This window comes from Pseudomonas sp. PDM05, assembly GCF_014851685.1.
GTDB lineage: Bacteria > Pseudomonadota > Gammaproteobacteria > Pseudomonadales > Pseudomonadaceae > Aquipseudomonas.
This window is the reverse complement of sequence record NZ_JACVAC010000001.1, coordinates 155,996-176,675: the sequence shown is the minus strand read 5'-3', so window position 1 is coordinate 176,675 and position 20,680 is coordinate 155,996. Positions and strand designations below refer to the sequence as shown.

The 20,680-nt window shown below is 62.1% G+C and carries 24 protein-coding genes; 8 read left to right on the top strand and 16 right to left on the bottom strand.

What is annotated here, in order from left to right; translation table 11 throughout:
• The first annotated feature begins 10 nt into the window (after nucleotides 1–10).
• Nucleotides 11–1,291 (top strand): serine--tRNA ligase, encoded by a 1,281-nt coding sequence (gene serS, locus IB241_RS00895; protein ID WP_192296548.1) that lies wholly within the window; start codon nucleotides 11–13, stop codon nucleotides 1,289–1,291.
• Complete coding sequence (gene cysG / locus IB241_RS00890) at nucleotides 1,292–2,686, top strand: siroheme synthase CysG (protein ID WP_192296547.1); 1,395 nt, start codon at nucleotides 1,292–1,294, stop codon at nucleotides 2,684–2,686.
• Nucleotides 2,687–2,790: 104 nt separating this feature from the next.
• Here the strand turns inward: cysG and IB241_RS00885 are convergent, their stop codons facing one another.
• From IB241_RS00885 to tusD, 6 genes are all read right to left on the bottom strand, one after another.
• The gene (locus IB241_RS00885; RefSeq protein WP_192296546.1) at nucleotides 2,791–3,786 is read right to left on the bottom strand and encodes a glutathione S-transferase family protein; all 996 of its coding nucleotides are present in this window, start codon (nucleotides 3,784–3,786) and stop codon (nucleotides 2,791–2,793) included.
• Between the two features lie 88 nt (nucleotides 3,787–3,874).
• Nucleotides 3,875–4,876 (bottom strand): glycosyl transferase family protein, encoded by a 1,002-nt coding sequence (locus tag IB241_RS00880; RefSeq protein WP_192296545.1) that lies wholly within the window; start codon nucleotides 4,874–4,876, stop codon nucleotides 3,875–3,877.
• Nucleotides 4,873–5,208, bottom strand: a complete 336-nt coding sequence (locus IB241_RS00875) for a TusE/DsrC/DsvC family sulfur relay protein (RefSeq protein WP_192296544.1) — start codon at nucleotides 5,206–5,208, stop codon at nucleotides 4,873–4,875. Before IB241_RS00875 ends, IB241_RS00880 begins: the two co-directional genes overlap by 4 nt.
• On the bottom strand, nucleotides 5,205–5,483 hold the full coding sequence (gene tusB, locus IB241_RS00870) for a sulfurtransferase complex subunit TusB (RefSeq protein WP_192296543.1): 279 nt from the start codon (nucleotides 5,481–5,483) through the stop codon (nucleotides 5,205–5,207). Before tusB ends, IB241_RS00875 begins: the two co-directional genes overlap by 4 nt.
• On the bottom strand, nucleotides 5,483–5,833 hold the full coding sequence (gene tusC / locus IB241_RS00865; RefSeq protein WP_122489804.1) for a sulfurtransferase complex subunit TusC: 351 nt from the start codon (nucleotides 5,831–5,833) through the stop codon (nucleotides 5,483–5,485). The genes tusB and tusC overlap by 1 nt, the downstream gene beginning before the upstream one ends.
• A 1-nt stretch (nucleotide 5,834) precedes the next feature.
• Nucleotides 5,835–6,227 carry a sulfurtransferase complex subunit TusD gene (gene tusD, locus IB241_RS00860; protein WP_192296542.1) on the bottom strand — a complete coding sequence of 131 codons (393 nt, stop codon included), beginning with the start codon at nucleotides 6,225–6,227 and terminating at the stop codon, nucleotides 5,835–5,837.
• 157 nt (nucleotides 6,228–6,384) lie between these two features.
• Here tusD and IB241_RS00855 point away from each other — a divergent pair, with 157 nt between their 5' ends.
• The gene (locus tag IB241_RS00855) at nucleotides 6,385–7,566 is read left to right on the top strand and encodes a CaiB/BaiF CoA transferase family protein (protein WP_192296541.1); all 1,182 of its coding nucleotides are present in this window, start codon (nucleotides 6,385–6,387) and stop codon (nucleotides 7,564–7,566) included.
• 102 nt (nucleotides 7,567–7,668) lie between these two features.
• On the opposite strand, the gene IB241_RS00850 is transcribed toward IB241_RS00855, so the two are convergent.
• Both IB241_RS00850 and IB241_RS00845 read right to left on the bottom strand, forming a co-directional pair.
• Entirely contained in the window at nucleotides 7,669–8,163 is a 495-nt protein-coding gene (locus tag IB241_RS00850; protein WP_192296540.1) for a SprT family zinc-dependent metalloprotease, read from the bottom strand.
• A gap of 128 nt (nucleotides 8,164–8,291) precedes the next feature.
• The gene (locus IB241_RS00845; RefSeq protein ID WP_192296539.1) at nucleotides 8,292–8,894 is read right to left on the bottom strand and encodes a Yip1 family protein; all 603 of its coding nucleotides are present in this window, start codon (nucleotides 8,892–8,894) and stop codon (nucleotides 8,292–8,294) included.
• 313 nt (nucleotides 8,895–9,207) lie between these two features.
• On the opposite strand from IB241_RS00845, the gene ttcA reads away from it, so the two are divergent.
• Together ttcA and IB241_RS00835 are read left to right on the top strand one after the other, a co-directional pair.
• Complete coding sequence (gene ttcA, locus IB241_RS00840; RefSeq protein ID WP_192296538.1) at nucleotides 9,208–10,032, top strand: tRNA 2-thiocytidine(32) synthetase TtcA; 825 nt, start codon at nucleotides 9,208–9,210, stop codon at nucleotides 10,030–10,032.
• A gap of 67 nt (nucleotides 10,033–10,099) precedes the next feature.
• Nucleotides 10,100–10,771 (top strand): DNA-3-methyladenine glycosylase I, encoded by a 672-nt coding sequence (locus IB241_RS00835; protein WP_192296537.1) that lies wholly within the window; start codon nucleotides 10,100–10,102, stop codon nucleotides 10,769–10,771.
• Between the two features lie 138 nt (nucleotides 10,772–10,909).
• On the opposite strand, the gene IB241_RS00830 is transcribed toward IB241_RS00835, so the two are convergent.
• Genes IB241_RS00830 through arsC form a run of 3 tightly spaced genes read right to left on the bottom strand, consistent with a single transcriptional unit; the run spans nucleotide 10,910 to nucleotide 12,262 of the window.
• Nucleotides 10,910–11,314 carry a DUF2069 domain-containing protein gene (locus tag IB241_RS00830; RefSeq protein ID WP_192296536.1) on the bottom strand — a complete coding sequence of 135 codons (405 nt, stop codon included), beginning with the start codon at nucleotides 11,312–11,314 and terminating at the stop codon, nucleotides 10,910–10,912.
• Complete coding sequence (wrbA, locus tag IB241_RS00825; RefSeq protein ID WP_192296535.1) at nucleotides 11,298–11,912, bottom strand: NAD(P)H:quinone oxidoreductase; 615 nt, start codon at nucleotides 11,910–11,912, stop codon at nucleotides 11,298–11,300. Before wrbA ends, IB241_RS00830 begins: the two co-directional genes overlap by 17 nt.
• A complete protein-coding gene (gene arsC / locus IB241_RS00820; protein ID WP_192296534.1) occupies nucleotides 11,909–12,262 on the bottom strand; it encodes an arsenate reductase (glutaredoxin) in 354 nt (117 codons plus the stop codon). Before arsC ends, wrbA begins: the two co-directional genes overlap by 4 nt.
• Nucleotides 12,263–12,377: 115 nt before the next feature.
• Between arsC and IB241_RS00815 the strand changes: the two genes are divergently transcribed.
• Nucleotides 12,378–12,839 carry a TlpA family protein disulfide reductase gene (locus tag IB241_RS00815; protein WP_192296533.1) on the top strand — a complete coding sequence of 154 codons (462 nt, stop codon included), beginning with the start codon at nucleotides 12,378–12,380 and terminating at the stop codon, nucleotides 12,837–12,839.
• Between the two features lie 141 nt (nucleotides 12,840–12,980).
• On the opposite strand, the gene IB241_RS00810 is transcribed toward IB241_RS00815, so the two are convergent.
• The 4 genes from IB241_RS00810 to IB241_RS00795 form a co-directional block, all read right to left on the bottom strand.
• Nucleotides 12,981–13,385 carry an META domain-containing protein gene (locus IB241_RS00810; protein WP_192296532.1) on the bottom strand — a complete coding sequence of 135 codons (405 nt, stop codon included), beginning with the start codon at nucleotides 13,383–13,385 and terminating at the stop codon, nucleotides 12,981–12,983.
• Nucleotides 13,382–13,822 (bottom strand): hypothetical protein, encoded by a 441-nt coding sequence (locus tag IB241_RS00805; protein ID WP_192296531.1) that lies wholly within the window; start codon nucleotides 13,820–13,822, stop codon nucleotides 13,382–13,384. The genes IB241_RS00810 and IB241_RS00805 overlap by 4 nt, the downstream gene beginning before the upstream one ends.
• A gap of 71 nt (nucleotides 13,823–13,893) precedes the next feature.
• Nucleotides 13,894–14,883, bottom strand: coding sequence for a 2-hydroxyacid dehydrogenase (locus IB241_RS00800; protein WP_192296530.1), 990 nt, complete (start codon nucleotides 14,881–14,883; stop codon nucleotides 13,894–13,896).
• Nucleotides 14,884–14,988: 105 nt separating this feature from the next.
• Nucleotides 14,989–17,742: a response regulator gene (locus tag IB241_RS00795; RefSeq protein WP_192296529.1), complete on the bottom strand. Its 2,754-nt coding sequence runs from the start codon at nucleotides 17,740–17,742 to the stop codon at nucleotides 14,989–14,991.
• Nucleotides 17,743–17,947: 205 nt separating this feature from the next.
• Between IB241_RS00795 and IB241_RS00790 the strand changes: the two genes are divergently transcribed.
• Together IB241_RS00790 and IB241_RS00785 are read left to right on the top strand one after the other, a co-directional pair.
• Nucleotides 17,948–18,676: a response regulator transcription factor gene (locus IB241_RS00790; RefSeq protein WP_192296528.1), complete on the top strand. Its 729-nt coding sequence runs from the start codon at nucleotides 17,948–17,950 to the stop codon at nucleotides 18,674–18,676.
• Complete coding sequence (locus IB241_RS00785) at nucleotides 18,663–20,051, top strand: sensor histidine kinase (RefSeq protein WP_192296527.1); 1,389 nt, start codon at nucleotides 18,663–18,665, stop codon at nucleotides 20,049–20,051. The genes IB241_RS00790 and IB241_RS00785 overlap by 14 nt, the downstream gene beginning before the upstream one ends.
• Here IB241_RS00785 and IB241_RS00780 read toward each other — a convergent pair.
• A complete protein-coding gene (locus IB241_RS00780) occupies nucleotides 20,037–20,552 on the bottom strand; it encodes a DUF2062 domain-containing protein (protein ID WP_192296526.1) in 516 nt (171 codons plus the stop codon). The two genes, IB241_RS00785 and IB241_RS00780, sit on opposite strands and share 15 nt — an antisense overlap.
• Nucleotides 20,553–20,680: the final 128 nt, after the last annotated feature.

Below are 20,680 nucleotides of genomic sequence, written 5' to 3'. Positions count from 1 at the left end.
AGAGACCGACATGCTCGATTCCAAACTGTTACGTAGCAACCTTCAGGACGTAGCGGACCGCCTGGCATCCCGTGGCTTTGCCTTGGATGTTGCGCGCATCGAAGCGCTGGAAGAACAGCGCAAGACCGTCCAGACCCGCACCGAAGCACTGCAGGCTGAGCGTAATGCGCGTTCCAAATCCATCGGTCAGGCCAAACAGCGCGGCGAAGACATTGCGCCGTTGATGGCGGACGTCGAGCGTATGGGCACTGAGCTGTCCGAGGGTAAAGTCGAGTTGGACAAGATCCAGACCGAACTGGACTCGATCCTGCTGGGCATCCCCAATATCCCGCATGAATCCGTGCCGGTGGGCGAAGACGAAGACGGCAACGTTGAAGTGCGCCGCTGGGGTACGCCAAAAGCCTTCGATTTCGAGATCAAGGACCACGTCGCCCTGGGCGAACTGACCGGCGGCCTGGACTTTGAAACCGCCGCGAAGATGTCCGGCGCGCGATTCTCGTTGCTGCGCGGCCCCGTGGCCCGCCTGCACCGCGCCCTGGCGCAGTTCATGATCAACCTGCACACCGCCGAGCACGGCTACGAAGAAGCCTACACGCCGTACCTGGTGCAGGCACCGGCGCTGATGGGCACCAGCCAGCTGCCGAAATTCGAAGAAGACCTGTTCAAGATCAGCCGCGAAGGCGAAGCCGACCTGTACCTGATCCCGACGGCCGAAGTGTCGCTGACCAACATCGTGTCCGGCGAGATCCTCGACGCCAAAGCGCTGCCACTGAAGTTCGTCGCCCACTCGCCGTGCTTTCGCAGCGAAGCCGGTGCATCGGGTCGCGACACCCGCGGCATGATCCGCCAGCACCAGTTCGACAAGGTCGAGATGGTGCAGATCGTCGAGCCGTCGACCTCGATGGAAGCCCTCGAAGGCCTGACTGCCAACGCCGAGCGCGTCCTGCAACTGCTGGAGCTGCCGTACCGTGTACTCGCGTTGTGCACCGGCGACATGGGGTTCAGCGCCGTGAAGACCTACGACCTCGAAGTGTGGGTGCCGAGCCAGGACAAGTACCGCGAGATCTCGTCGTGCTCCAACTGCGGCGATTTCCAGGCCCGCCGCATGCAGGCGCGTTTCCGCAACCCGGAAACCGGCAAGCCGGAGCTGGTGCACACCCTCAACGGTTCGGGCCTGGCGGTAGGCCGTACCCTGGTGGCCGTGTTGGAAAACTACCAGCAGGCAGACGGTTCCATCCGCGTACCCGAGGTGCTCAAGCCTTATATGGCGGGCGTTGAGGTCATCGGCTAAATGGAATTTCTGCCGCTGTTTCATAACCTGCGCGGCAGTCGTGTGTTGGTCGTCGGTGGCGGGGAGATTGCCTTGCGCAAATCCCGGCTGCTGGCCGACGCCGGTGCGTTGCTGCGGGTGGTTGCTCCCCAGATCGAAGACCAACTCCGCGAGTTGGTACTGGGCAGTGGCGGGGAACTGATTTTGCGCGGTTATCAGGAGGCCGACCTCGACGGTTGCACCCTGATCATCGCGGCAACGGACGACGAGCCACTGAACGCGCAAGTGTCCAGCGACGCCAAGCGCCGTTGCGTGCCGGTCAATGTGGTGGACGCGCCAGCCTTGTGCAGCGTGATCTTCCCGGCGATTGTCGACCGCTCGCCCTTGGTGATCGCGGTGTCCAGTGGCGGCGATGCGCCGGTACTGGCGCGGCTGATCCGGGCCAAGCTGGAAACCTGGATTCCGTCCACCTACGGCCAATTGGCCGGGTTGGCGGCGCGCTTTCGTGCCCAGGTCAAAGGTTTGTACCCGGATGTGCAGCAACGTCGCGCGTTCTGGGAAGAGGTGTTCCAGGGCCCGATTGCCGATCGCCAATTGGCCGGGCAGGGTGCTGAAGCCGAGCGTTTGTTGGTGGAGAAAGTCAACGGCAAGCCGCCCCATGCGCCGGGTGAGGTTTACCTGGTGGGCGCCGGTCCTGGTGACCCGGACCTGTTGACCTTCCGCGCACTGCGCCTGATGCAGCAAGCCGATGTGGTGCTGTACGACCGCCTCGTCGCGCCAGCGATTCTCGAACTGTGCCGCCGTGATGCCGAGCGCGTATACGTCGGCAAGCGTCGCGCCGACCACGCCGTGCCCCAGGACCAGATCAACCAGCAATTGGTGGACTTGGCCAAGCAAGGCAAGCGCGTGTTGCGCCTTAAAGGTGGCGACCCGTTCATCTTTGGCCGTGGTGGCGAAGAAATCGAAGAATTGGCGGCCCACGGCATCCCGTTCCAAGTGGTGCCGGGCATCACGGCGGCCAGCGGCTGCGCGGCGTATGCCGGGATTCCGCTGACTCACCGCGACTATGCGCAGTCGGTACGCTTCATCACCGGGCATTTGAAGGACGGGACTTCGGACCTGCCCTGGCATGACCTGGTGGGGCCGTCGCAGACCCTGGTGTTCTACATGGGCTTGATCGGCTTGCCGATCATCTGCGAACAGCTGATCAAGCATGGACGCGCAGCCGATACCCCGGCGGCGTTGATCCAGCAAGGCACAACGTCCAACCAGCGGGTGTTTACCGGCACCCTGGCCGACTTGCCGCGCATGGTGGCGGAGCATGAAGTGCATGCGCCGACACTGGTGATCGTCGGTGAAGTGGTGGTGTTGCGCGAGAAGCTCAAGTGGTTTGAAGGCGCCCAGTCCCAGGTCTGAAACCTAAAAGCATCGCGGGCAAGCCCGCTCCCACAGGGGATCGCATTCCATGTGGGAGCGGGCTTGCCCGCGATGAGGCCTTCAAGTTCAGCGAGCAGCCCGGATCAGCTCCAAACTGCGTTGCCCTTCAATTTCAAGCGATCATGCGGGGTATCAAATACTTGCAACGGGCCTTTGGGCACAATCCCCGTCGGATTGATCGTGCGGTGACTGGCGTAGTAATGCCCCTTGATATGCGCAAAATCCACCGTCTCGGCCACTCCGGGCCACTGATACAACTCCCGCAGCCAGTTCGACAAGTTCGGATAATCCGCAATCCGCCGCAGATTGCATTTGAAGTGCCCGTAATACACCGCATCAAAACGGATCAGCGTGGTAAACAGGCGCACATCCGCTTCGGTCAGGAACTCGCCGGCCAGGTAGCGATGGTCGCTCAGGTGCTGCTCCAGATGATCCAATTCGGCAAACACATCATCAAACGCACTTTCGTATGCCTGCTGCGAAGTGGCAAAGCCTGCGCGATACACGCCGTTGTTCACGGCCGGGTAGATGCGTTCGTTCAGTGCGTCGATGCTCGGGCGTAGCGCCTCGGGGTAGAAGTCCAGGGTGTTGCCGGTCAGCCCATTGAACGCGCTGTTGAACATGCGGATGATTTCCGCCGATTCATTACTGACGATACGCTTGAGCTTCTTGTCCCACAGAACGGGCACCGTCACCCGGCCGGTGTAGTCGGCGGTATCGGCGGTGTAGCGCTGATGCATGAAGGCAAAACCGTCGAGGGCGTCGCCGCTGGAGCCGTGGGCCTTGTCGAAGGTCCAGCCGTTTTCCAGCATCAACCAGCTGACCACGGACACATCGATCAGGCTTTCCAGGCCCTTGAGCTTGCGCATGATCAGGGTGCGATGGGCCCAAGGGCAGGCGAGGGACACGTAGAGGTGGTAGCGACCGGCTTCGGCCTTGAATCCACCCTCGCCACTCGGCCCGGGCGAACCGTCGGCAGTCACCCAGTGGCGGCGCTGCGCCTGTTCACGTTGGAAAGCGCCATCTGCGCTACTTTCGTACCACTGGTCTTTCCAGCGTCCTTCGATCAGCAAACCCATGACTGGCTCCTCAACTAATAAGCGTTGGAGCCCAGTCTAAAGGGATGGGTTCGATTTAAAAGCGCAAAGACTGCGGGTGAATTATCGATTAAATCGATTTGTTCCGTGCGTCCCAGTACTGCTGGGCCAACACGAAAGCCTGCTCCCGCGAATGGCCAAGACCGCGCAAGGCCAGCGCCATGGTGGCGATCAGCGCCAGTTGCGGGTAGCTGTCCTCGACTTCACCGCGCCACAGCGCCTTCAAATGCTCAGGCTCCAGGGTCGCCGGTTTGACGTGGCGTTGGGCGGAGAGGGCGGGCCACTCCTCGTCCCAGCTCTTGCCGCCGGTGGTGCCGTAGAGGTGGCTGGCGCTGTCGGGGTTGATCTCGATCTCGCCGCCGTCGCCCTTCACCACGATCACATTGTCGCCGAGCAGGCCGCTGGCATCGCGGTGCACGCCCTGGTAGCCGGGGTGGAAAATGCTTTGCAGGCCCAGGCGTGCATTCAGCGGGTTGAGCAGACGCGCCAGGGAGTGGATCGGCGAACGCAGGCCGAGGGTGTTGCGCAGGTCGATCATGCGTTGCAGTTGTGGCGCCCAGTCGCCCAGCGGGATAAATGCCAGGTTCCCGTGTTGGTAAGCGCTTTCGACCTGCTGCCAGTTGCGGCAAAGCGGGATCTGCAAGGTTGCCAGCAGTTGCTCGGTGTACAACCGGCCCGCGGTATGCGCGCCGCCGCCGTGCATGAGGATGCGTACGCCATTTTGCGCGAGGCACTTGGCCGCCAGCAGAAACCACGGCAGGTGGCGCTTCTTGCCGGCGTAGGTCGGCCAGTCCACGTCGACGTTCAGCGCCGGGGCGTTGAGGCGTTCGCGCACGGCTTCGGTGAAACCGGCGAGTTCTTCCGGGCTTTCTTCCTTGTGGCGCAGCAACATCAGGAACGCGCCGAGCTGGGTGTCTTCGACTTTTTCGTCGAGCAGCATGCCCATGGCTTCGCGGGCTTCCTCACGGGTGAGATTGCGCGCGCCGCGCTTGCCTTTGCCCAGGATGCGCACGAATAGCGCAAACGGGTGTTCGGCGGGAGTTTCGAGGGTCAGCGGGGCAAAGTCGGTCATAAGCAATTCGTCGGCCTGGGCAGGCCCGCCAGCTTGGCGGCGAGTTTGGCGGGAGTGCCGTTGAACAGTTTGTTGAGGTGCAGGCTGTTGCCCTTTTCCGGGCCCAGCTTCAAGGCGGTGTACTTGATCAGCGGGCGCGTTGCCGGGGACAGTTGGAACTCGGCGTAGAAGCCGCGCAGCAATTCGAGGATTTCCCAGTGGTCGGGCGTCAGATCGAGCGCTTCGGCGGCAGCCAGGGCGCTGGCGACTTCTGTGGACCAGTCGTTCAAGTCGACGAGGTAGCCGTCCTTGTCCAACTCATAGGTGCGTTCGCCTACGGTCAAGGTGTTCATAGCCAGCTGTTGACCTTGTCATAGTCGATAGACAGTTGCACGAAGCCGGGATAGTCCACGCTGTCGGCCCAGTCGGGTAATGGCAGGTTGCGCGCCTGCATGTCTTCGGCCAGCACAAACACCTTCACACCCTTGGTATGCAGGGCGGGGGCGTGCAGCCCGTAGGCGCCATCGCCGCACAGCAAGATCGCGTCCTCGGCGCCGCAGATGCGCAGGCAGCTGTCGAGGCGACTGTCGGAAAACGGCGAGTGAGATACCACATGTAAAGTCGACATCAGAGGGTAATCACCTGGTCGTAACGGTCAATCAATTGGGAAATCGCCTCGTTGCTCAATGGTTGCGCCTCGGTGGGCGGCGTCAGGCCACGCACGGCCATGCTGTGGCGGCAGACAAATACATCGTCGATACCGAACAGCCCCAAGGCCTGCAGGTTGGCACTGAGGTCCTTTTGTTGCACGGCCTTGGCGTTCTGGTGCGGTGCGAGCTGGAACACGCCGTCATCCATGAACAACAAACCGATGGGCAAATCGAACGCGCCACCGGCCAGCACGATATCCAGCGCTTCCCGTGCACTCGGCCCGGACCACGGTGCCTGGCGGCTGATCACCAACAGGGATTTGGACATCTCACGGCCCTCCAAAGCAGATCAGGCGGTCGGCGGTTTGTGCGGCGTCGTGCAGTTGCCCAAGGCCAGACAACGCCCACGGTGCATCGAGGTTGACCGCGCTGCGCTGATAACGCGTGGCCTCCTCGGTGTTGAGCACCCCGCGACGCAGGGCGGCGGCGATGCATACCACGCCGTCGAGCTGGTGCTGGCTGACAAACTCACGCCATTGGCGGGCGATGTCCTGCTCATCCTGCGGGGTGACGATGTTATTGGACGCGCTGTACACGCCGTCCTGGTAGAAAAACAGCCGCACAATCTCATGCCCACCGGCCAACGCCGCCTGGGCGAACAGCAAGGCGCGGCGCGAGGAGGGCGCGTGGGCCGCGGAAAACAGGGCTATCGCAAACTTCATGGCACACTCGGCAAGCAAACGTGGGCCAATGATAAAGCCGCCGCCAGGAAAAAGCCCGCCGTGATCAAAACGGTCACTGTTGCTGATCGTTCTGACGATTGCCCGTAGGACCAAGGCTGCCTAGTCTGTGGGCAATCGAAACGGAATTGGAGTGCCCATGTCAGGTCCCTTGGCGTCCCTCAAAGTGTTGGATTTCTCCACCTTGCTGCCTGGCCCGTTTGCATCCTTGATGCTCGCGGACATGGGCGCCGAGGTGCTGCGCATCGAATCGCCAACGCGCATGGACTTGCTGCGGGTGCTGCCGCCCCATGACCGGGGGACTTCGGCGAGCCACGCCTACCTCAATCGCAATAAGCGCAGCCTGGCCCTGGACCTCAAGCAAGCCGAGGCGCTGGAGATCGTGCGGGCGCTGGTCAAGGACTACGACATTGTCCTCGAACAGTTCCGCCCCGGGGTCATGGAGCGCCTGGGCCTGGGGTATGAAGCGCTGAAGGCGATCAACCCCCGGCTGATTTATGTGTCGATCACCGGCTACGGTCAGACCGGCCCCTACAAGGACCGCGCCGGGCATGACATCAACTACCTGGCGTTGTCCGGTGTGGCCAGCTACACCGGGCGCCAGGACAGTGGGCCGCTGCCGTTGGGCGTGCAGTTGGCGGATGTGGGCGGTGGCTCGTTGCATGCGGTGGTGGGGTTGCTCGCGGCAGTGATTGCGCGGCAGCAGAGCGGGGTGGGGCAATATCTGGACGTGAGCATGACCGATTGCTCCTTCAGCCTTAACGCCATGGCGGCAGCGGGCTACCTGGCGTGCGGGGTGGAGCCGGCGTGGGAAAACCACGTGCTCAACGGTGGCAGTTTCTACGATTACTATCGGACCCGGGATGGGCGATGGATGTCGGTGGGCAGTCTGGAGCCGGCTTTCATGCAGTCGCTGTGTGCGGCGCTGGGACGGCCGGAGTTGGCGGCTCAAGGCTTGTCGCCGGAGCCGGAGCGGCAAAAAGTGCTCAAGCAGGCTTTGCAGGTTGAGTTTGAGAAACGCAGTTTTGAGGAGCTGTGCGCGTTATTTGCCGAGGTGGATGCCTGCGTCGAACCCGTGTTGAGTTTGAGTGAGGCGCTTGAGCATCCCCAGTTGAAGGCGCGGGAATTGTTGAGGCAGGTGCCCCGGGGCGATGGTTCGACCCAGCTGCAGTTGGCGTGTCCGTTGAAGTTCTCGGAGGGGTTGCCAGCGCCTCGGCATATTGGCGGGGCGGTGGGCGCGCACAGCGATGAAGTGTTGGCTGAGTTGGGCTTCAGTATTCAGCGTATTGAGGCTTTGCGGCAGGCCAGGGTTATTGGTTGACTGATCCGGCGCCTTCGCGGGCAAGCCCGCTCCCACATTTGGCCGGGTTGTCATGTCGATCACCGATCCAATGTGGGAGTGGACTTGCTCGCGAAGAGGCCTTCACTCCACCCGCGTCTCCCCGGTAAACACCAAGGTCTGCCGACAGCGCCGACACAAATACCGCCGCCCCTGAGCCACCAACCCATGGCGCTGTGACGAAAAGGGAAAGTCACTGTCCGCACACGGGCAGCGGTAGATATACCGCGTCACCTGACGCCGCTTTACCGCATACGTATGGCAACGGTCCGGCGGCAGTTCGTACACCCCGCGCATGATCAATTGCCATTCTTCGCCATGGGGCTGGATGCGTTCGCCAAACAATTGGTGGGCAATCAGGTGCGCCACTTCATGGGCCACCGTCTGTTTCAGGAAATGCTGGCTGTTTTCACGGTACAGCTGGGGGTTGAAGCGCAGCAGGTTCTCGTGCAAATGCGCGACACCGGCCTTCTGGCCCCGCAGCTTGAGGCTGACCTGGGGGCGTTTGAAGCTTCGTTTGAAAAAGGATTCGGCTTGCAGGAAACAATCTTCGACGCGGGTATTGAGTTGCTCGGGCATGCTGTACCTATCTCCAGAGGCGCCCAGTATGCCGCAACGCCGTGTGTTTCCGAATGGTTCAGGCGCCGAATGGTCATGCATAACGCACAAAGCCACCTTGCGGTGGCCTTGCTCACGGTCTGAAACGCTCAATTGGTATAGATAGGCCCAACGCCCAAGCCCCAGACGATCACGGTAAACGCCATGATTGCCACCAGCACCACCAGGCCCACGGCCAGCACCGAGCTGGAAAACAGGAAGCCCTCGTCCGGATCGATGTTCATGAACGTCGGCAGCCCCACATACAGCAGGTACACCGTGTAGCAGATCGCCGCCGTGCCCACGACCATGCCCAGCCACATGTGCGGGTACAGCGCCGCCAGCCCGCCGATAAACAGCGGTGTCGCGGTATAGGTGGCAAACGCGACGCAGCGCGACATGCTGGGGTTGGCGTCGTAGGTACGGGCCATCCAATGGATGAAGGCGCCCATCACCGCCACGCCGGCGAGCATGGCCGCGTACGACATGATGGTCATCCACAGGGCGCTTTCCTGAGTCAACATCACGGGCGAGCGGTTGCCGATGACCCAGCCGACCCGGGTGGTGCCGATAAAGGCTGATACGGCGGGGATCGCCGCGAGAATCAGCGTGTGAGTGAGGTACATGTGGCCGATGCTTTCTTCTTTATCGCCACGGATTTCCCGCCATTCCTGGTCAGGATGGGTAAACAGCCCCACGACGTGATGGATCATGCCAGTCACTCCTGTTGTTATTACCATCGCCCCCCATCGGAGCGCCCACGGGCCAATTGGCCTGAAAGGTCTGGATATATATGTGCGACCTCAAGTCGCAGTATAGGAAGGGATGACCGGAATAACTGTAAGGCCTTTAGAGCAAATCGCGCTGTAAACATTGGCCCTAATCGCGGTGAAGTCTGTCGGAACTGCCATGGTCGGTGTGGGAGCAGGCAAGCCGGCCCCCACATTGGATCGGCGTCGCCCATTGAAGCATTTTTGCGTAAAATGCTGCGCTTTTCGTCACACACCTTTTGCGGATTCAAGCGCCATGGGCACTCTTACAGTCAACCAGAACAAACTGCAGAAACGCCTGCGTCGCCTGGCCGGTGAAGCGGTCGCCGATTTCAACATGATCGAGGACGGCGACAAGGTCATGGTCTGCCTCTCCGGCGGCAAAGACAGTTACACCATGCTCGACGTGCTGCTGCACCTGCAAAAGGTCGCGCCGATCAAGTTCGAGATCGTTGCCGTCAACATGGACCAGAAACAACCGGGCTTCCCCGAGCATGTGCTGCCGGCCTACCTCAAAGAGCTGGGTGTCGAGTATCACATCGTCGAAAAAGACACTTATTCGGTGGTCAAGGAATTGGTTCCAGAAGGCAAGACCACCTGCTCGCTGTGCTCGCGCCTGCGTCGGGGCACGCTCTACACCTTTGCCGATGAAATCGGTGCGACCAAAATGGCCCTGGGCCATCACCGCGACGACATCGTCGAGACCTTCTTCCTCAATATGTTCTTCAACGGTTCGCTCAAGGCCATGCCGCCCAAGCTGCGCGCGGATGACGGGCGCAACGTGGTGATTCGCCCGCTGGCGTATTGCAACGAGAAGGACATCCAGGCCTACTCCGACCTCAAGCAATTCCCGATCATCCCGTGCAACCTCTGCGGCTCCCAGGAAAACCTGCAACGCCAGGTGGTCAAGGAAATGCTGGTGGAGTGGGAACGCAAGACACCGGGCCGCACCGAGAGCATCTTCCGCAGCCTGCAGAACGTGCAGCCGTCGCAGTTGGCCGACCGCAACCTGTTCGATTTCACCAGTCTCAAGATCGACGAAAGCGCCGCTTCGCGTTTCGTCAATATAGTGAACCTCTAAGCGACTTCAATGCTCTGACACACGGCGCTCGCGGGCGCCGTTTTCAATTCGAATCCCGGGAGAGGGCATGCGCGATTACAAGTGGCTGCACGAATACTGTCTGAACCGCTTCGGTTCGGCGGCCGAGCTGGAAGCCCACCTACCCGTACCGAATACTGCGGCGCAGTTGCGCCAGATCAGCGACGACCGCTACCTGTCGACCCTGGCCCTGCGGGTGTTCCGTGCGGGCTTGAAACACAGCGTGGTGGATGCCAAGTGGCCGGCGTTCGAGAAAGTGTTCTTCGGCTTCGACCCGGAAAAAGTCGTGCTGATGGGCGCCGAGCACCTGGAGCGGCTGATGCAGGACACCAGCATCATCCGCCACCTGGGCAAGCTCAAGAGTGTGCCGCGCAATGCGCAGATGATCCTGGACATCGCCCATGAACACGGCAGCTTCGGCGCGTTTATCGCCGATTGGCCGGTGACCGACATCGTTGGGCTGTGGAAGTACCTGAGCAAGCACGGCCACCAGTTGGGCGGTCTATCGGCACCGCGCTTTTTGCGCATGGTCGGCAAGGATACGTTCGTGCCGAGTTTTGACGTGGTGGCGGCGTTGAACGCACAGAAGATCGTCGACAAGGCACCCACCAGCCTGCGGGACCTGGCGACGGTGCAGGCGGCGTTCAATGAGTGGCATGCCGAGAGTGGGCGGCCGATGTGCCAGTTGTCGATGATGCTGGCCTACACCGTCAATCACTAGCCTGTAGTGAGCGGGCTTGCCCCGCGCCAGGGGGCGAAGCCGCCCTAAATCCAGACACCGCGGTCTTGCTGATACACCGCGGCGTACCGTTTGGGGCGGCTTCGCCCCCCAGCGCGGGGCAAGCCCGCTCACTACAGGTCAAGGTGCGAGCTGTCGGTTGAGCTGATGCCGCCAGCGCACATACAGCAAGGCCGTACAAAACACCGCCAGGCTCGCCAGCATCTCCAGCACCCCGAACCACTGGCGGTTCGGGTCATACGCCGCCAGCGCGCCCTTGATGAAATACAGGTTCACCGCAAAGCACATCCACGAATGCCCGCGCGCACTGCCCAGCAGCATTCCCGGTGCGAGCAACAGCAGCGGCACCAGTTCGATCAGCAGGATCACCCACGGCCGTGCGCCGTGCAGGTCGGCGACGAACAGGTAATAGCCGCACAGCAACCCCACCAGCCCAAAGAACGCCAGCAGGCTCAACGCCCGTGCAACCTTGACCCGTGGCTCCAACCACGCCTGGGGCGGCAAGACCTTAGGCTTTCTGGCCACGGCCGCTCTCCAGCAATGTGGCGGTGTTCGCCAGGCGCAAGCCCAGGGCGCGGCACAGGGCGATCTCATGTTGATCGAGCAGGCGCTTGCCGTCCGGCCCGGCGTGGTGGCTGGCGCCGTAGGGCGTGCCGCCGCCTTGGGTGTCGAGCAATGCCTGTTCGCTGTAGGGCAAGCCGGTGATCAACATGCCGTGGTGCAGCAATGGCAGCAGCATCGACATCAACGTGGTTTCCTGGCCGCCGTGCAGGCTGGCAGTGGAAGTGAACACCCCGGCCGGTTTGCCGACGAGGGCGCCGGTCAGCCACAGGTTGCTGGTGCCATCGATGAAGTACTTGAGCGGCGCGGCCATGTTGCCGAAGCGGGTCGGGCTGCCCAGGGCCAGGCCCGAGCAGTGCTTCAGGTCGTCGAGGCTGGCATACAGCGCGCCTTCCTCCGGGATGCTCGGCGCCACGGCTTCGCACTCGGTGGAGATCGCTGGAACGGTGCGCAGGCGCGCTTCCATGCCGCCTTGCTCGATACCCCGGGCGATCTGCCGGGCCATTTCGCTGACCGAGCCGTTGCGGCTGTAATACAGCACCAGCACATACGGTGTGGTCACGGCAGGATCTCCAGCACGTTTTCTGGCGGGCGGCCGATGATGGCTTTGTCGGCGGTTTCCAGGATCGGCCGTTCCATCAACTTGGGGTGCGCGGCGATGGCGGCGATCAGTTGTGCTTCGCTGAGGCTGGCGTCGGCCAGGTTGAGGGTCTTGTATTCGTCTTCGCCGGTGCGCAGCAATTGGCGTGCGCTCAGGCCCAGCTTGGCGAGCAAGGCCTTCAGTTGCGCGGCGTCCAGCGGGGTTTCCAGGTAACGCACCACGGTCGGGGTGAGGCCACGGGCTTCGAGCAGTTCAAGCGCACCGCGGGATTTCGAGCAGCGCGGGTTGTGATAAAGCGTCAGATCGGTCATGTGCGGGTCGCATCTTGCGTAAGGTGGCAGGTATTCTACCTGCGCAGCGTCCCGTCCTTAAACCGTAAGAGGCGATAGGTCGCAGCCAACGTTCATTTTTACGAAGGATTACCCCATGACAAGTCGACTGATCGGTGCATTGGCGATCATCACAACCCTGCTACTCAGCGGCTGCGGCAATGACTACGGCGTTGACCAGTACGGCAAGAAAGTCGCGGCTGAACGCTTGGATAAACAATGGGTCGTGGTCAATTACTGGGCCGAATGGTGTGGCCCGTGCCGTACCGAGATCCCTGAGCTGAACGCCCTGGCGGATCAGTTGAAAGGGCAGAACGTCGGGGTGTTCGGGGTCAATTTCGACAATGTGCAGGGTGAGGAATTGAAGGCCGCCAGCGAGAAGCTGGGGATCAAGTTCACGGTGCTGGCGCAGAACCCGGAAGGGATCTTTGATATACCGCGCAGCGAGGCGCTGCCGGTAACTTACATTATTGATGACAAGGGCAAGGTGCGTGAACAGTTGATGGGGGAGCAGACGGCGGAAGGCGTGATCGCAAAGCTGAAGGCACTACGCGGTTAAAGCAACAACACCAAACCAATGTGGGAGCGGGCTTGCTCGCGAAAGCGGCTGATCAGACAACACATCTGTGACTGATCCACCGCTTTCGCGAGCAAGCCCGCTCCCACATTTTGACCTCGTTCAATCCTGAAATGGTTGCTGTCAGCCTTCTTCCAGCCACAGGCGGATCGGCTTGCCTTCTGCCGGCCAGAAACGCGTTTGCTCGATCGGCGAGATGTCCCAGCGCTGCACGCCTTGCAGGGCCTGGAAGAAGCGGTGTTCCTGCTCCATCAAGGCCTCGGCGCAGAGTTTGCGGGTGCTGCCGATCTGGCCGAAGCTAAGCTTGTCGCCCTCGAGGGTGTACGGTGCGAACCAATGGTTGCAGCCGCCGTTGCCATAGGCACGACCGTCCTCGCCGAGGGTGACCGTCAGGTGCGCGTAGTCCATCAGTGGCCGCTCACCGATCCATTCCACCACGTAGCTGTGATCCTGCTTGAGCTTGGCCGTATCAGCGGCGCAACCCGTGAGGGCCGCACCTGCGGCGGCGAGCAGAAGCAGGCCTTTCATTGTGCGGCCTGCTGGCATTTCGGGCAGCGGTGCTTGTCGCCCTGGCTGGCCCAGCCCAGCTCCTTGATGCGCGCATTGGCGGCCGGTTGCAGCGGCTCTTTGCTCAGCTTGGTTTCCACTGCGAATTCAAACTCCAGCACGGTGTCGCAGCTGTCGCAGTTGACCTTCCAGGTGTGAATTTCCAATTCGCCGAATTTCGGCCCGTGGGCCATGGCGACCCATTGACCCGCCGGGCGGATGGAGTAGCGCGCGTCGCCTTCGACGGTGAGGCGCATCGACAGGGTTTTGCTGCCGCGCAGGGTGACGATCAGCACGTCGCCGTGCTTGATCGAACCACCGTTGCCGGTGATCTGGTAACGGCCCGGCACCAGGGCGCGGCATTCGATCAGGGTGTGTTGCGGGCTCAGCAAGCTGAAGCGGAAATCGTGTTCGGCCATGGATCCTCCAAATAGGCGCGGCATCCTATCACGGGTGCCGGCCCATCATGAGCCTGGTATGTGACCGCTGATCATCCTTCAACGAGGTTCTGCGTGCGGCCCTCGGCCCACGCGGCGATGTTGGCGAGGGTCGTGCATGCAATCGCCGACAGCGCCTCGCGGGTAAGAAACGCCTGGTGTGCGGTGATGATCACATTGGGGAAGGTCAACAGGCGTGCGAGTACGTCGTCTTGCAGGGGCAGGTCGGAGCGGTCCTCGAAGAACAATTGCGCCTCTTCCTCGTACACATCCAGCCCCAGGTAACCGAGCTGGCCATCCTTGAGCGCTTCGATCAGTGCCGGGGTGTCGACCAGGCCGCCGCGCCCGGTATTGATCAGCATCGCGCCTGGCTGCATGTGCGCCAGGGAGTTGGCGTTGATCAGGTGTTTGCTGTCGGCTGTCAGCGGGCAATGCAGGCTGATGATCTGCGCTTGGGCCAGCAGTTCGGGCAGGCTCACGTAGCGGGCGCCGAGGGCCAGCACCTGCGGGTTGGGGTACGGATCGTAGGCGAGCAACTGGCAGCCGAAACCGGCCATGATCTTGGCGAACGTCGCACCGATCTGTCCGGTGCCGACCACTCCGACGGTCTTGCCGACCAGATCGAAGCCGGTCAGGCCGTGCAGGCTGAAATCGCCATCGCGGGTGCGGTTGTAGGCGCGGTGCAGGCGGCGGTTGAGGGCGAGGATCAGCGCCACCGCATGTTCGGCGACGGCGTGCGGCGAATAGGCGGGCACGCGCACGATGGTCAGGCCCAGGCGCTTGGCGGCGGCCAGGTCGACATGGTTGTAACCGGCCGAGCGCAGCGCGATCAGGCGGGTGCCGCCTTTGGCCAGGTGTTCCAGCACCGGGGCGCTGAGGTCATCGTTGATAAAGGGGCAAACCACTTCGTGGTGTTCGGCCAGTGCCACGGTGTCGAGGTTGAGGCGGGCGGGTTGGAATTGCAGCTCCACGCCGGAGGGTAGCGCCTCGCCGAGGAAGCTGTCGCGGTCGTAGGCCTGGCTGCTGAAAAGTATGACGCGCATAAAAAATGCTCCCTGCGATTAATCATTTGAAAACACATGACCCTTGTGGGAGCGGGCTCCCACACAAGCCCGCTCCCACATAAGGCGGTTTCCTGAAGCGTTGCTTCAGGCGCTGACCCGCGCTTCGCTCGCCAACCGCGCAATCGCCATGTCCAGTTCGTCCAGGGCATGCAAGGCCTTTGCATCGTCCTGTTTAAGCAAGGTCTCGGCACGTTGGCAGGCGGCGCGCAGTTGCGGCACGCCGCAATAACGGGTGGCGCCGTGCAGGCGGTGGACGCGTTCGATCAGCGCGTTGTGGTCCTTGGCTTCGCGGGCCACGGTGATGGCCAGGCGGTCGGCTTCCAGTGAGGCCAGCAACATGGCCAGCATGTCGGCGGCCAGGTCGGTCTTGCCGGCGGCCAGGCGCAGGCCTTCTTCATGATCCAGCACCAGCAGCTTCACGGCTGGGGCGAGGCCGTCGGTGGCACGCTCCGGTACCTGGTTGCGCAGGGCCAGGCCGGTCCATTTGAGCACCACCTGGGCCAACTGCCGCTCGCTGATCGGTTTGGTCAGGTAGTCATCCATGCCGCTTTGCAGCAGGGCACGTTTTTCGTTGGCCATGGCGTGGGCGGTGAGGGCGACCACCGGCAGCGGCGTACCGTGGCGCTCGCTTTCCCACTGGCGAATCGCCTCGGTGCTCTGGCGTCCGTCCATGCCGGGCATCTGCACGTCCATCAGCACCAGGTCGAAGGTTTCCCGTTTGACCGCGTCAATGGCGGCGAACCCGCTTTCTACCGCTTGGACCTTGGCGCCCATGTCTTCCAGCAGGGTCTGCACCAGCAGCAGGTTGGCCGGGTTGTCGTCCACGCACAGCACCCGTGGCGCGCGGCTGGACAGCGGCTCGCCGGGCTCGCTGCGCGAGGGCCGCGGGCTGATCAGGTCGGCCAGGGCACGGCGCAGTTTGCGGGTGCAGGCGGGCTTGGCCTGCAGCTGGCTGTTGGGGTTGGGTACCGACTGGGTGAACAGCATCTGTTCGGTGGTCGGGCACAGCACCAGAACCTTGCAACCCAGGTGCTCAAGGTCCCACAGGTGCTGGTTGAGGCGCTCCGGTGGGATGTCATTGGCGGTGATGCCAAGTACGGCGAGGTCGATGGCCTGCTCGGTCTGATGGGCGCTGGTGATGCCGTTGGTCAGGCTTTCCAGGCTGTTGAACGGCGTGACTTCCAGGCCGCAGTCTTCCAACTGATGCTGCAGGGCCTGGCGCGCCAGTTCGTGGTTCTCCAGCACCGCCACGCGGCGCCCGAGCAATGGCGCAGAGGGCAGGTCTTCGAGGTCGTCACGGGTTTTGGGCAGGTTCAGGCTGATCCAGAATTCCGAGCCTTCCCCAGGCGTGCTGTCGACACCGATTTCACCGCCCATCTGTTCAATCAAACGCTTGGAAATCACCAGGCCCAGGCCGGTGCCGCCAGGCTGGCGCGACAGCGAGTTATCGGCCTGGCTGAAGGCCTGGAACAACGCGCGCACATCCTGGCTGGACAGGCCGATGCCGGTGTCCTGCACGCTGATGCGCAGTTGCACGCTGTCTTCCTGTTCGTCTTCGATCATTGCCCGGGCGACGATGGTGCCTTCGCGAGTGAACTTGATCGCGTTGCTGATCAGGTTGGTCAGGATCTGTTTAAGGCGCAGCGGGTCGCCCACCAACGCCAGCGGGGTGTCGCGGTAGACCAGGCTGACCAGCTCCAACTGTTTGGCATGGGCCGCAGGAGCGAGGATGGTCAGGGTGTCCTGCAGCAGATCCCGCAGGTTGAAGGGCACGCTGTCGAGCACCAGTTTGCCGGCCTCGATCTTCGAGAAATCGAGGATTTCGTTGATGATGCCCAGCAGGTTGTCGGCGGATTTTTCGATGGTGCCCAGGTAGTCCAGCTGGCGCGGCGACAATTCGCTTTTTTGCAGCAGATGGGTGAAACCAAGGATGCCGTTGAGCGGAGTGCGGATTTCATGGCTCATGTTGGCCAGGAACTCGGACTTGATGCGGCTGGCCTCCAGGGCCTCCTTGCGCGCCAGGTCCAGCTCGATGTTCTGGATCTCGATGGTTTCCAGGTTCTGGCGCACGTCTTCGGTGGCCTGGTCGATGCTGTGCTGCAGTTCTTCCCTGGCGTTTTGCAGGGTTTCGGCCATGCGGTTGATGCCCGAAGCGAGCTGGTCCAATTCCTGGCTGCCCAGCGGCGGCAGGCGGGTTTCCAGGTTGCCGTCCTTGAGCTGGGCTACGGCTTGCTTGATCAGGCCAATCGGCGAGTTGATGGTGCGGCTGATGCGCAGGGCCAGGGCTGCGGTGCAGATCAGCCCGATGGCGATCAACAGCAGGCTGGCGAACAGGCTGCGATAGCCACGCAGCAACATGCCGTTGTGGGACAGTTCGACTTCGACCCAGCCCAGCAGGCGGTCAGCTTCGTCGGGGATCAACTCGCCCGCGAGGTTGCGATGACGGCCAAAGACTGGCAGCAGGTAACGCGTTGCATCGTTGCCGGTGCGTTGCAGCAGGTGCGAACTGTTGCCGATGGGCGGCTGGTTGAGCATGGTCGGGCCGGCGTGGGCTTGGGGCGTGCGGTCCGGGCTGAGGAACGACACGGCGCGCACGTCCGGCTGCTCCAGTGACTGGGTGGCGATGCGTTCCAGCAGCTCGGTGTTCTTCGCGCTCAGGGCCGGGGCGACCAGCGGCGCCAGTTGCTCGGCGATCATTTCGCCGCGTTGCAGCAATTGGGTCTGCAATTCCGACAGTTGCATCCAGGTGAAATAGCCCCCCAACAACAGGGCCATCAGACTGGTCGGTAATAAGGTCAGCAACAGTACGCGGCCTTTTATCCCCATTCTTCTAAGCACGCCACTCTCCTGCTACCACACTGTTATCGATAAACCACGCCAGCATCCGGGCCGCGCCACCTGCGCAGTGTAGCCATTTGCGCGGCGTCGGATCTTGCAAATTAATGATATGAGGCAATCTTCGGGCCATTGGGGGGCGGATGGCGATTGCCTGCGGCGGGTTAATCTTGAATAATCGGCCATTGAGAATGACTTGCAGACGCTAATGAATCCCGCAGCAGTTGGCCTACCCAGTATCCTGAGCATTGAAGATGACCCTGTGCTCGGCGCCTATGTCCACGAGCATTTGGGGCGCTGTGGTTTCCAGGTGACGTGGTGCCAGAACGGTCAGCAGGGCTTGCAAATGGCCCGTGACCAAGCGTTCGACGTGGTGCTGATGGATATTCTGCTGCCGGGGATGGATGGCTTGTCGATCCTCACGCATTTGCGCCAGAGCCACTCGATCCCGGTCATCCTGATGTCGGCCCTGGGCGCCGAGGCCGATCGTATCAGTGGCTTTCGCCTGGGGGCGGACGACTACCTGCCCAAGCCGTTCAGTATGGTCGAATTGCGCGTGCGCATCGAAGCCATCCTGCGCCGGGTGGCCCTCGACCGCCGGCCTTTGCCGAGCCTTTCACCGCCGCGCGACGATGCGCCCACCCTGCGTTTTGACGACGAGCTGTGCGACGTTCTCTATCAGGGGCAGTGGGCCGGGCTGACGCGCAGCGAATACCGCTTGCTGGAAACCCTGCACCGCAACGGTGAAGAAGTCCTCAGTAAAGCCTTCCTTTATCAGCACGTGTTGCAGCGCGGCTATGCGCCCCATGATCGCAGCCTCGACATGCACATCAGCCAGATCCGCCGCAAGCTCAAGGCCGTTGGCTACGGCGAGCGCGAAGTACGCACGGTGTGGGGCAAGGGCTATGTGCTGAGCGGTGCCGATGACGGCCTTTGAACGTCCGTTGCAGCGGTTGCCGGGCAAGCACTCGTTATTCTGGAAACTGGCGTGCCTGTTGATCGCCTTCTGTTTGTTGATGATCTGGCTCAGTTGGTCCTGGGGTCGGTACATGGAGCAGAAGAACCAGTACCTGTCCGACGAAGCGAGGATCACCTTGAGTGGTTACGCGGTCAGTGCCGAGCAGGCCTGGAACCGCGGTGGGCACGCCGGGGTTGATGCGTGGCTGCAGCAGATGGGCACGCGTGAGCGCACCTGGATCGGGGTGATTGGCAATGACTTGCAGTCCTTGAGCAGCTACCCGTTGAGCGACAAGGAAAGTCAACGCCTGACGTTCCTGCGTGGGCTGGACTGGCCGGTCAGCCGGCATGTGAAAGGCTTGCCGTGGTTGAAAATTCCCTTCCCGGTGAACCCGGAGGCGGGTTCGCTGGTGATCGAGTTGCCGCAACGTTTTATGCCGGGGCGCTATCAGGTGTTCTGGCGAGTGGTGACCAATGGGGTTATCCCCGGTTTATTCACGTTGCTGCTGTGCATCGGGCTCTATCGCCTGCTGATCATGCCCCTCAATCAACTGCGTGAGCAGGCCAATGCCTGGCGCGCCGACCAGTTGAATACACGGTTGTCCCAGGCGGCCATCAGTCGCCAGGATGAGCTGGGCGAATTGGGGCGTGCGTTTGATCACATGTCCGAACGCCTGCAGGGCACGGTGGTCTTGCAGCAACAACTGCTGCGGGACATGTCCCATGAACTGCGCACCCCGCTGAGCCGGCTGCGGGTGGCGTGCGACAGCGAACAGGATCTGACGCAACTGCGTGAGCGCTTGAGCCGGGAGATCGACGCAATGCAGCGCCTGGTGGAGGACAGTCTGCAACTCGCCTGGCTGGATACCGAGCGTGCGCCGCTGCCCCGGGAAGACATTCAGGTGCAGGCGTTGTGGGACATGTTGCGTGAGAACGCCTGTTTTGAAAGTGATTGGCCGGCATCGCGCCTGCCGTGCCTGCTGGGCGCCGATTGCTGGGTGCGCGGCAACCTCAACGCGTTGGCCCAGGCCCTGGAGAATATCCTGCGCAATGCCATACGCCATTCGCCCGTCGAAGGTGCAGTGAGCCTGGATGGGCGGCGCGAGGGGGATTACTGGCACTTGTGGCTGGAGGATCAGGGCGGTGGTATCGATGAGCGCGATCTGGAGCGTATCTTTGCGCCGTTCACCCGCCTGGATGGCTCGCGGCCCGGCGACGGCGGCTTTGGCCTGGGCCTGAGCATCGCGCGCAACGCCGTGCAGCGTCAGGACGGCAGCCTGTGGGCGCAAAACACCGGACAAGGCCTGCGCATTCACCTGCGCCTGCAGGCGCGCCAGGCCTCAAGCGCGACGTAGTCTGCGCTTCTTCCATTGGTGGGCCACCCACCAGCGCCAGTAGCCCATGGTCAGGCAATAGGCCAGCGCGCCCAACACCAACCCCAACACCACTGAACCCAGCAGGAACGGCTGCCACAGGGTGCTCAGCTGGCCGCTGATCCACTCCCAGGTCAGGTCATCGGGCAGGCTGCGTGGCGGCACATTCATCAGCCAGGCGCCGGTCAAATAGGTGCAGAAGAACACCACCGGCATGGTGATCGGGTTGGTCAGCCACACCAGGCTGACGGCGATGGGCATGTTGCCGCGTACCGTGATCGACAGGACCGCCGCCAACAACATCTGCAACGGAATCGGGATAAACGCCGCGAATAAACCCACGGCCATGGCCCGTGCCACCGAGTGCCGGTTGAGATGCCAGAGGTTGGGGTCATGCAGCAACGTGCCGAGGAATCGTAAGGACTTGTGTTCCCTGATACTGCTGGGGTCGGGCATGTACCGTTTGAATAAGCGCCGAGGCATAAGGCTTCCAGATCAGATCGAGGGGCAAGTATGCCCACATTCTATAAACAGAAAATTCAGACTTTGTGACAAAACATCAAAGGCAGTACCGGGCGCTCGGCTAAGACTGAATGGATCACTTGAAAGGG

Coding starts and splice junctions, on each gene's coding strand:
- IB241_RS00875 (WP_192296544.1), bottom strand. CDS start 5,208: ATGAACACCTTGACCGTAGGCGAACGCACCTATGAGTTGGACAAGGAC.
- IB241_RS00780 (WP_192296526.1), bottom strand. CDS start 20,552: ATGCCTCGGCGCTTATTCAAACGGTACATGCCCGACCCCAGCAGTATC.
- IB241_RS00815 (WP_192296533.1), top strand. CDS start 12,378: ATGACAAGTCGACTGATCGGTGCATTGGCGATCATCACAACCCTGCTA.
- tusD (WP_192296542.1), bottom strand. CDS start 6,227: ATGAAGTTTGCGATAGCCCTGTTTTCCGCGGCCCACGCGCCCTCCTCG.
- IB241_RS00805 (WP_192296531.1), bottom strand. CDS start 13,822: ATGGCCGAACACGATTTCCGCTTCAGCTTGCTGAGCCCGCAACACACC.
- IB241_RS00800 (WP_192296530.1), bottom strand. CDS start 14,883: ATGCGCGTCATACTTTTCAGCAGCCAGGCCTACGACCGCGACAGCTTC.
- serS (WP_192296548.1), top strand. CDS start 11: ATGCTCGATTCCAAACTGTTACGTAGCAACCTTCAGGACGTAGCGGAC.
- IB241_RS00855 (WP_192296541.1), top strand. CDS start 6,385: ATGTCAGGTCCCTTGGCGTCCCTCAAAGTGTTGGATTTCTCCACCTTG.
- tusB (WP_192296543.1), bottom strand. CDS start 5,483: ATGTCGACTTTACATGTGGTATCTCACTCGCCGTTTTCCGACAGTCGC.
- IB241_RS00845 (WP_192296539.1), bottom strand. CDS start 8,894: ATGATCCATCACGTCGTGGGGCTGTTTACCCATCCTGACCAGGAATGG.
- tusC (WP_122489804.1), bottom strand. CDS start 5,833: ATGTCCAAATCCCTGTTGGTGATCAGCCGCCAGGCACCGTGGTCCGGG.
- IB241_RS00850 (WP_192296540.1), bottom strand. CDS start 8,163: ATGCCCGAGCAACTCAATACCCGCGTCGAAGATTGTTTCCTGCAAGCC.
- IB241_RS00835 (WP_192296537.1), top strand. CDS start 10,100: ATGCGCGATTACAAGTGGCTGCACGAATACTGTCTGAACCGCTTCGGT.
- IB241_RS00785 (WP_192296527.1), top strand. CDS start 18,663: ATGACGGCCTTTGAACGTCCGTTGCAGCGGTTGCCGGGCAAGCACTCG.
- arsC (WP_192296534.1), bottom strand. CDS start 12,262: ATGACCGATCTGACGCTTTATCACAACCCGCGCTGCTCGAAATCCCGC.
- IB241_RS00885 (WP_192296546.1), bottom strand. CDS start 3,786: ATGGGTTTGCTGATCGAAGGACGCTGGAAAGACCAGTGGTACGAAAGT.
- cysG (WP_192296547.1), top strand. CDS start 1,292: ATGGAATTTCTGCCGCTGTTTCATAACCTGCGCGGCAGTCGTGTGTTG.
- IB241_RS00880 (WP_192296545.1), bottom strand. CDS start 4,876: ATGACCGACTTTGCCCCGCTGACCCTCGAAACTCCCGCCGAACACCCG.
- IB241_RS00790 (WP_192296528.1), top strand. CDS start 17,948: ATGAATCCCGCAGCAGTTGGCCTACCCAGTATCCTGAGCATTGAAGAT.
- ttcA (WP_192296538.1), top strand. CDS start 9,208: ATGGGCACTCTTACAGTCAACCAGAACAAACTGCAGAAACGCCTGCGT.
- IB241_RS00810 (WP_192296532.1), bottom strand. CDS start 13,385: ATGAAAGGCCTGCTTCTGCTCGCCGCCGCAGGTGCGGCCCTCACGGGT.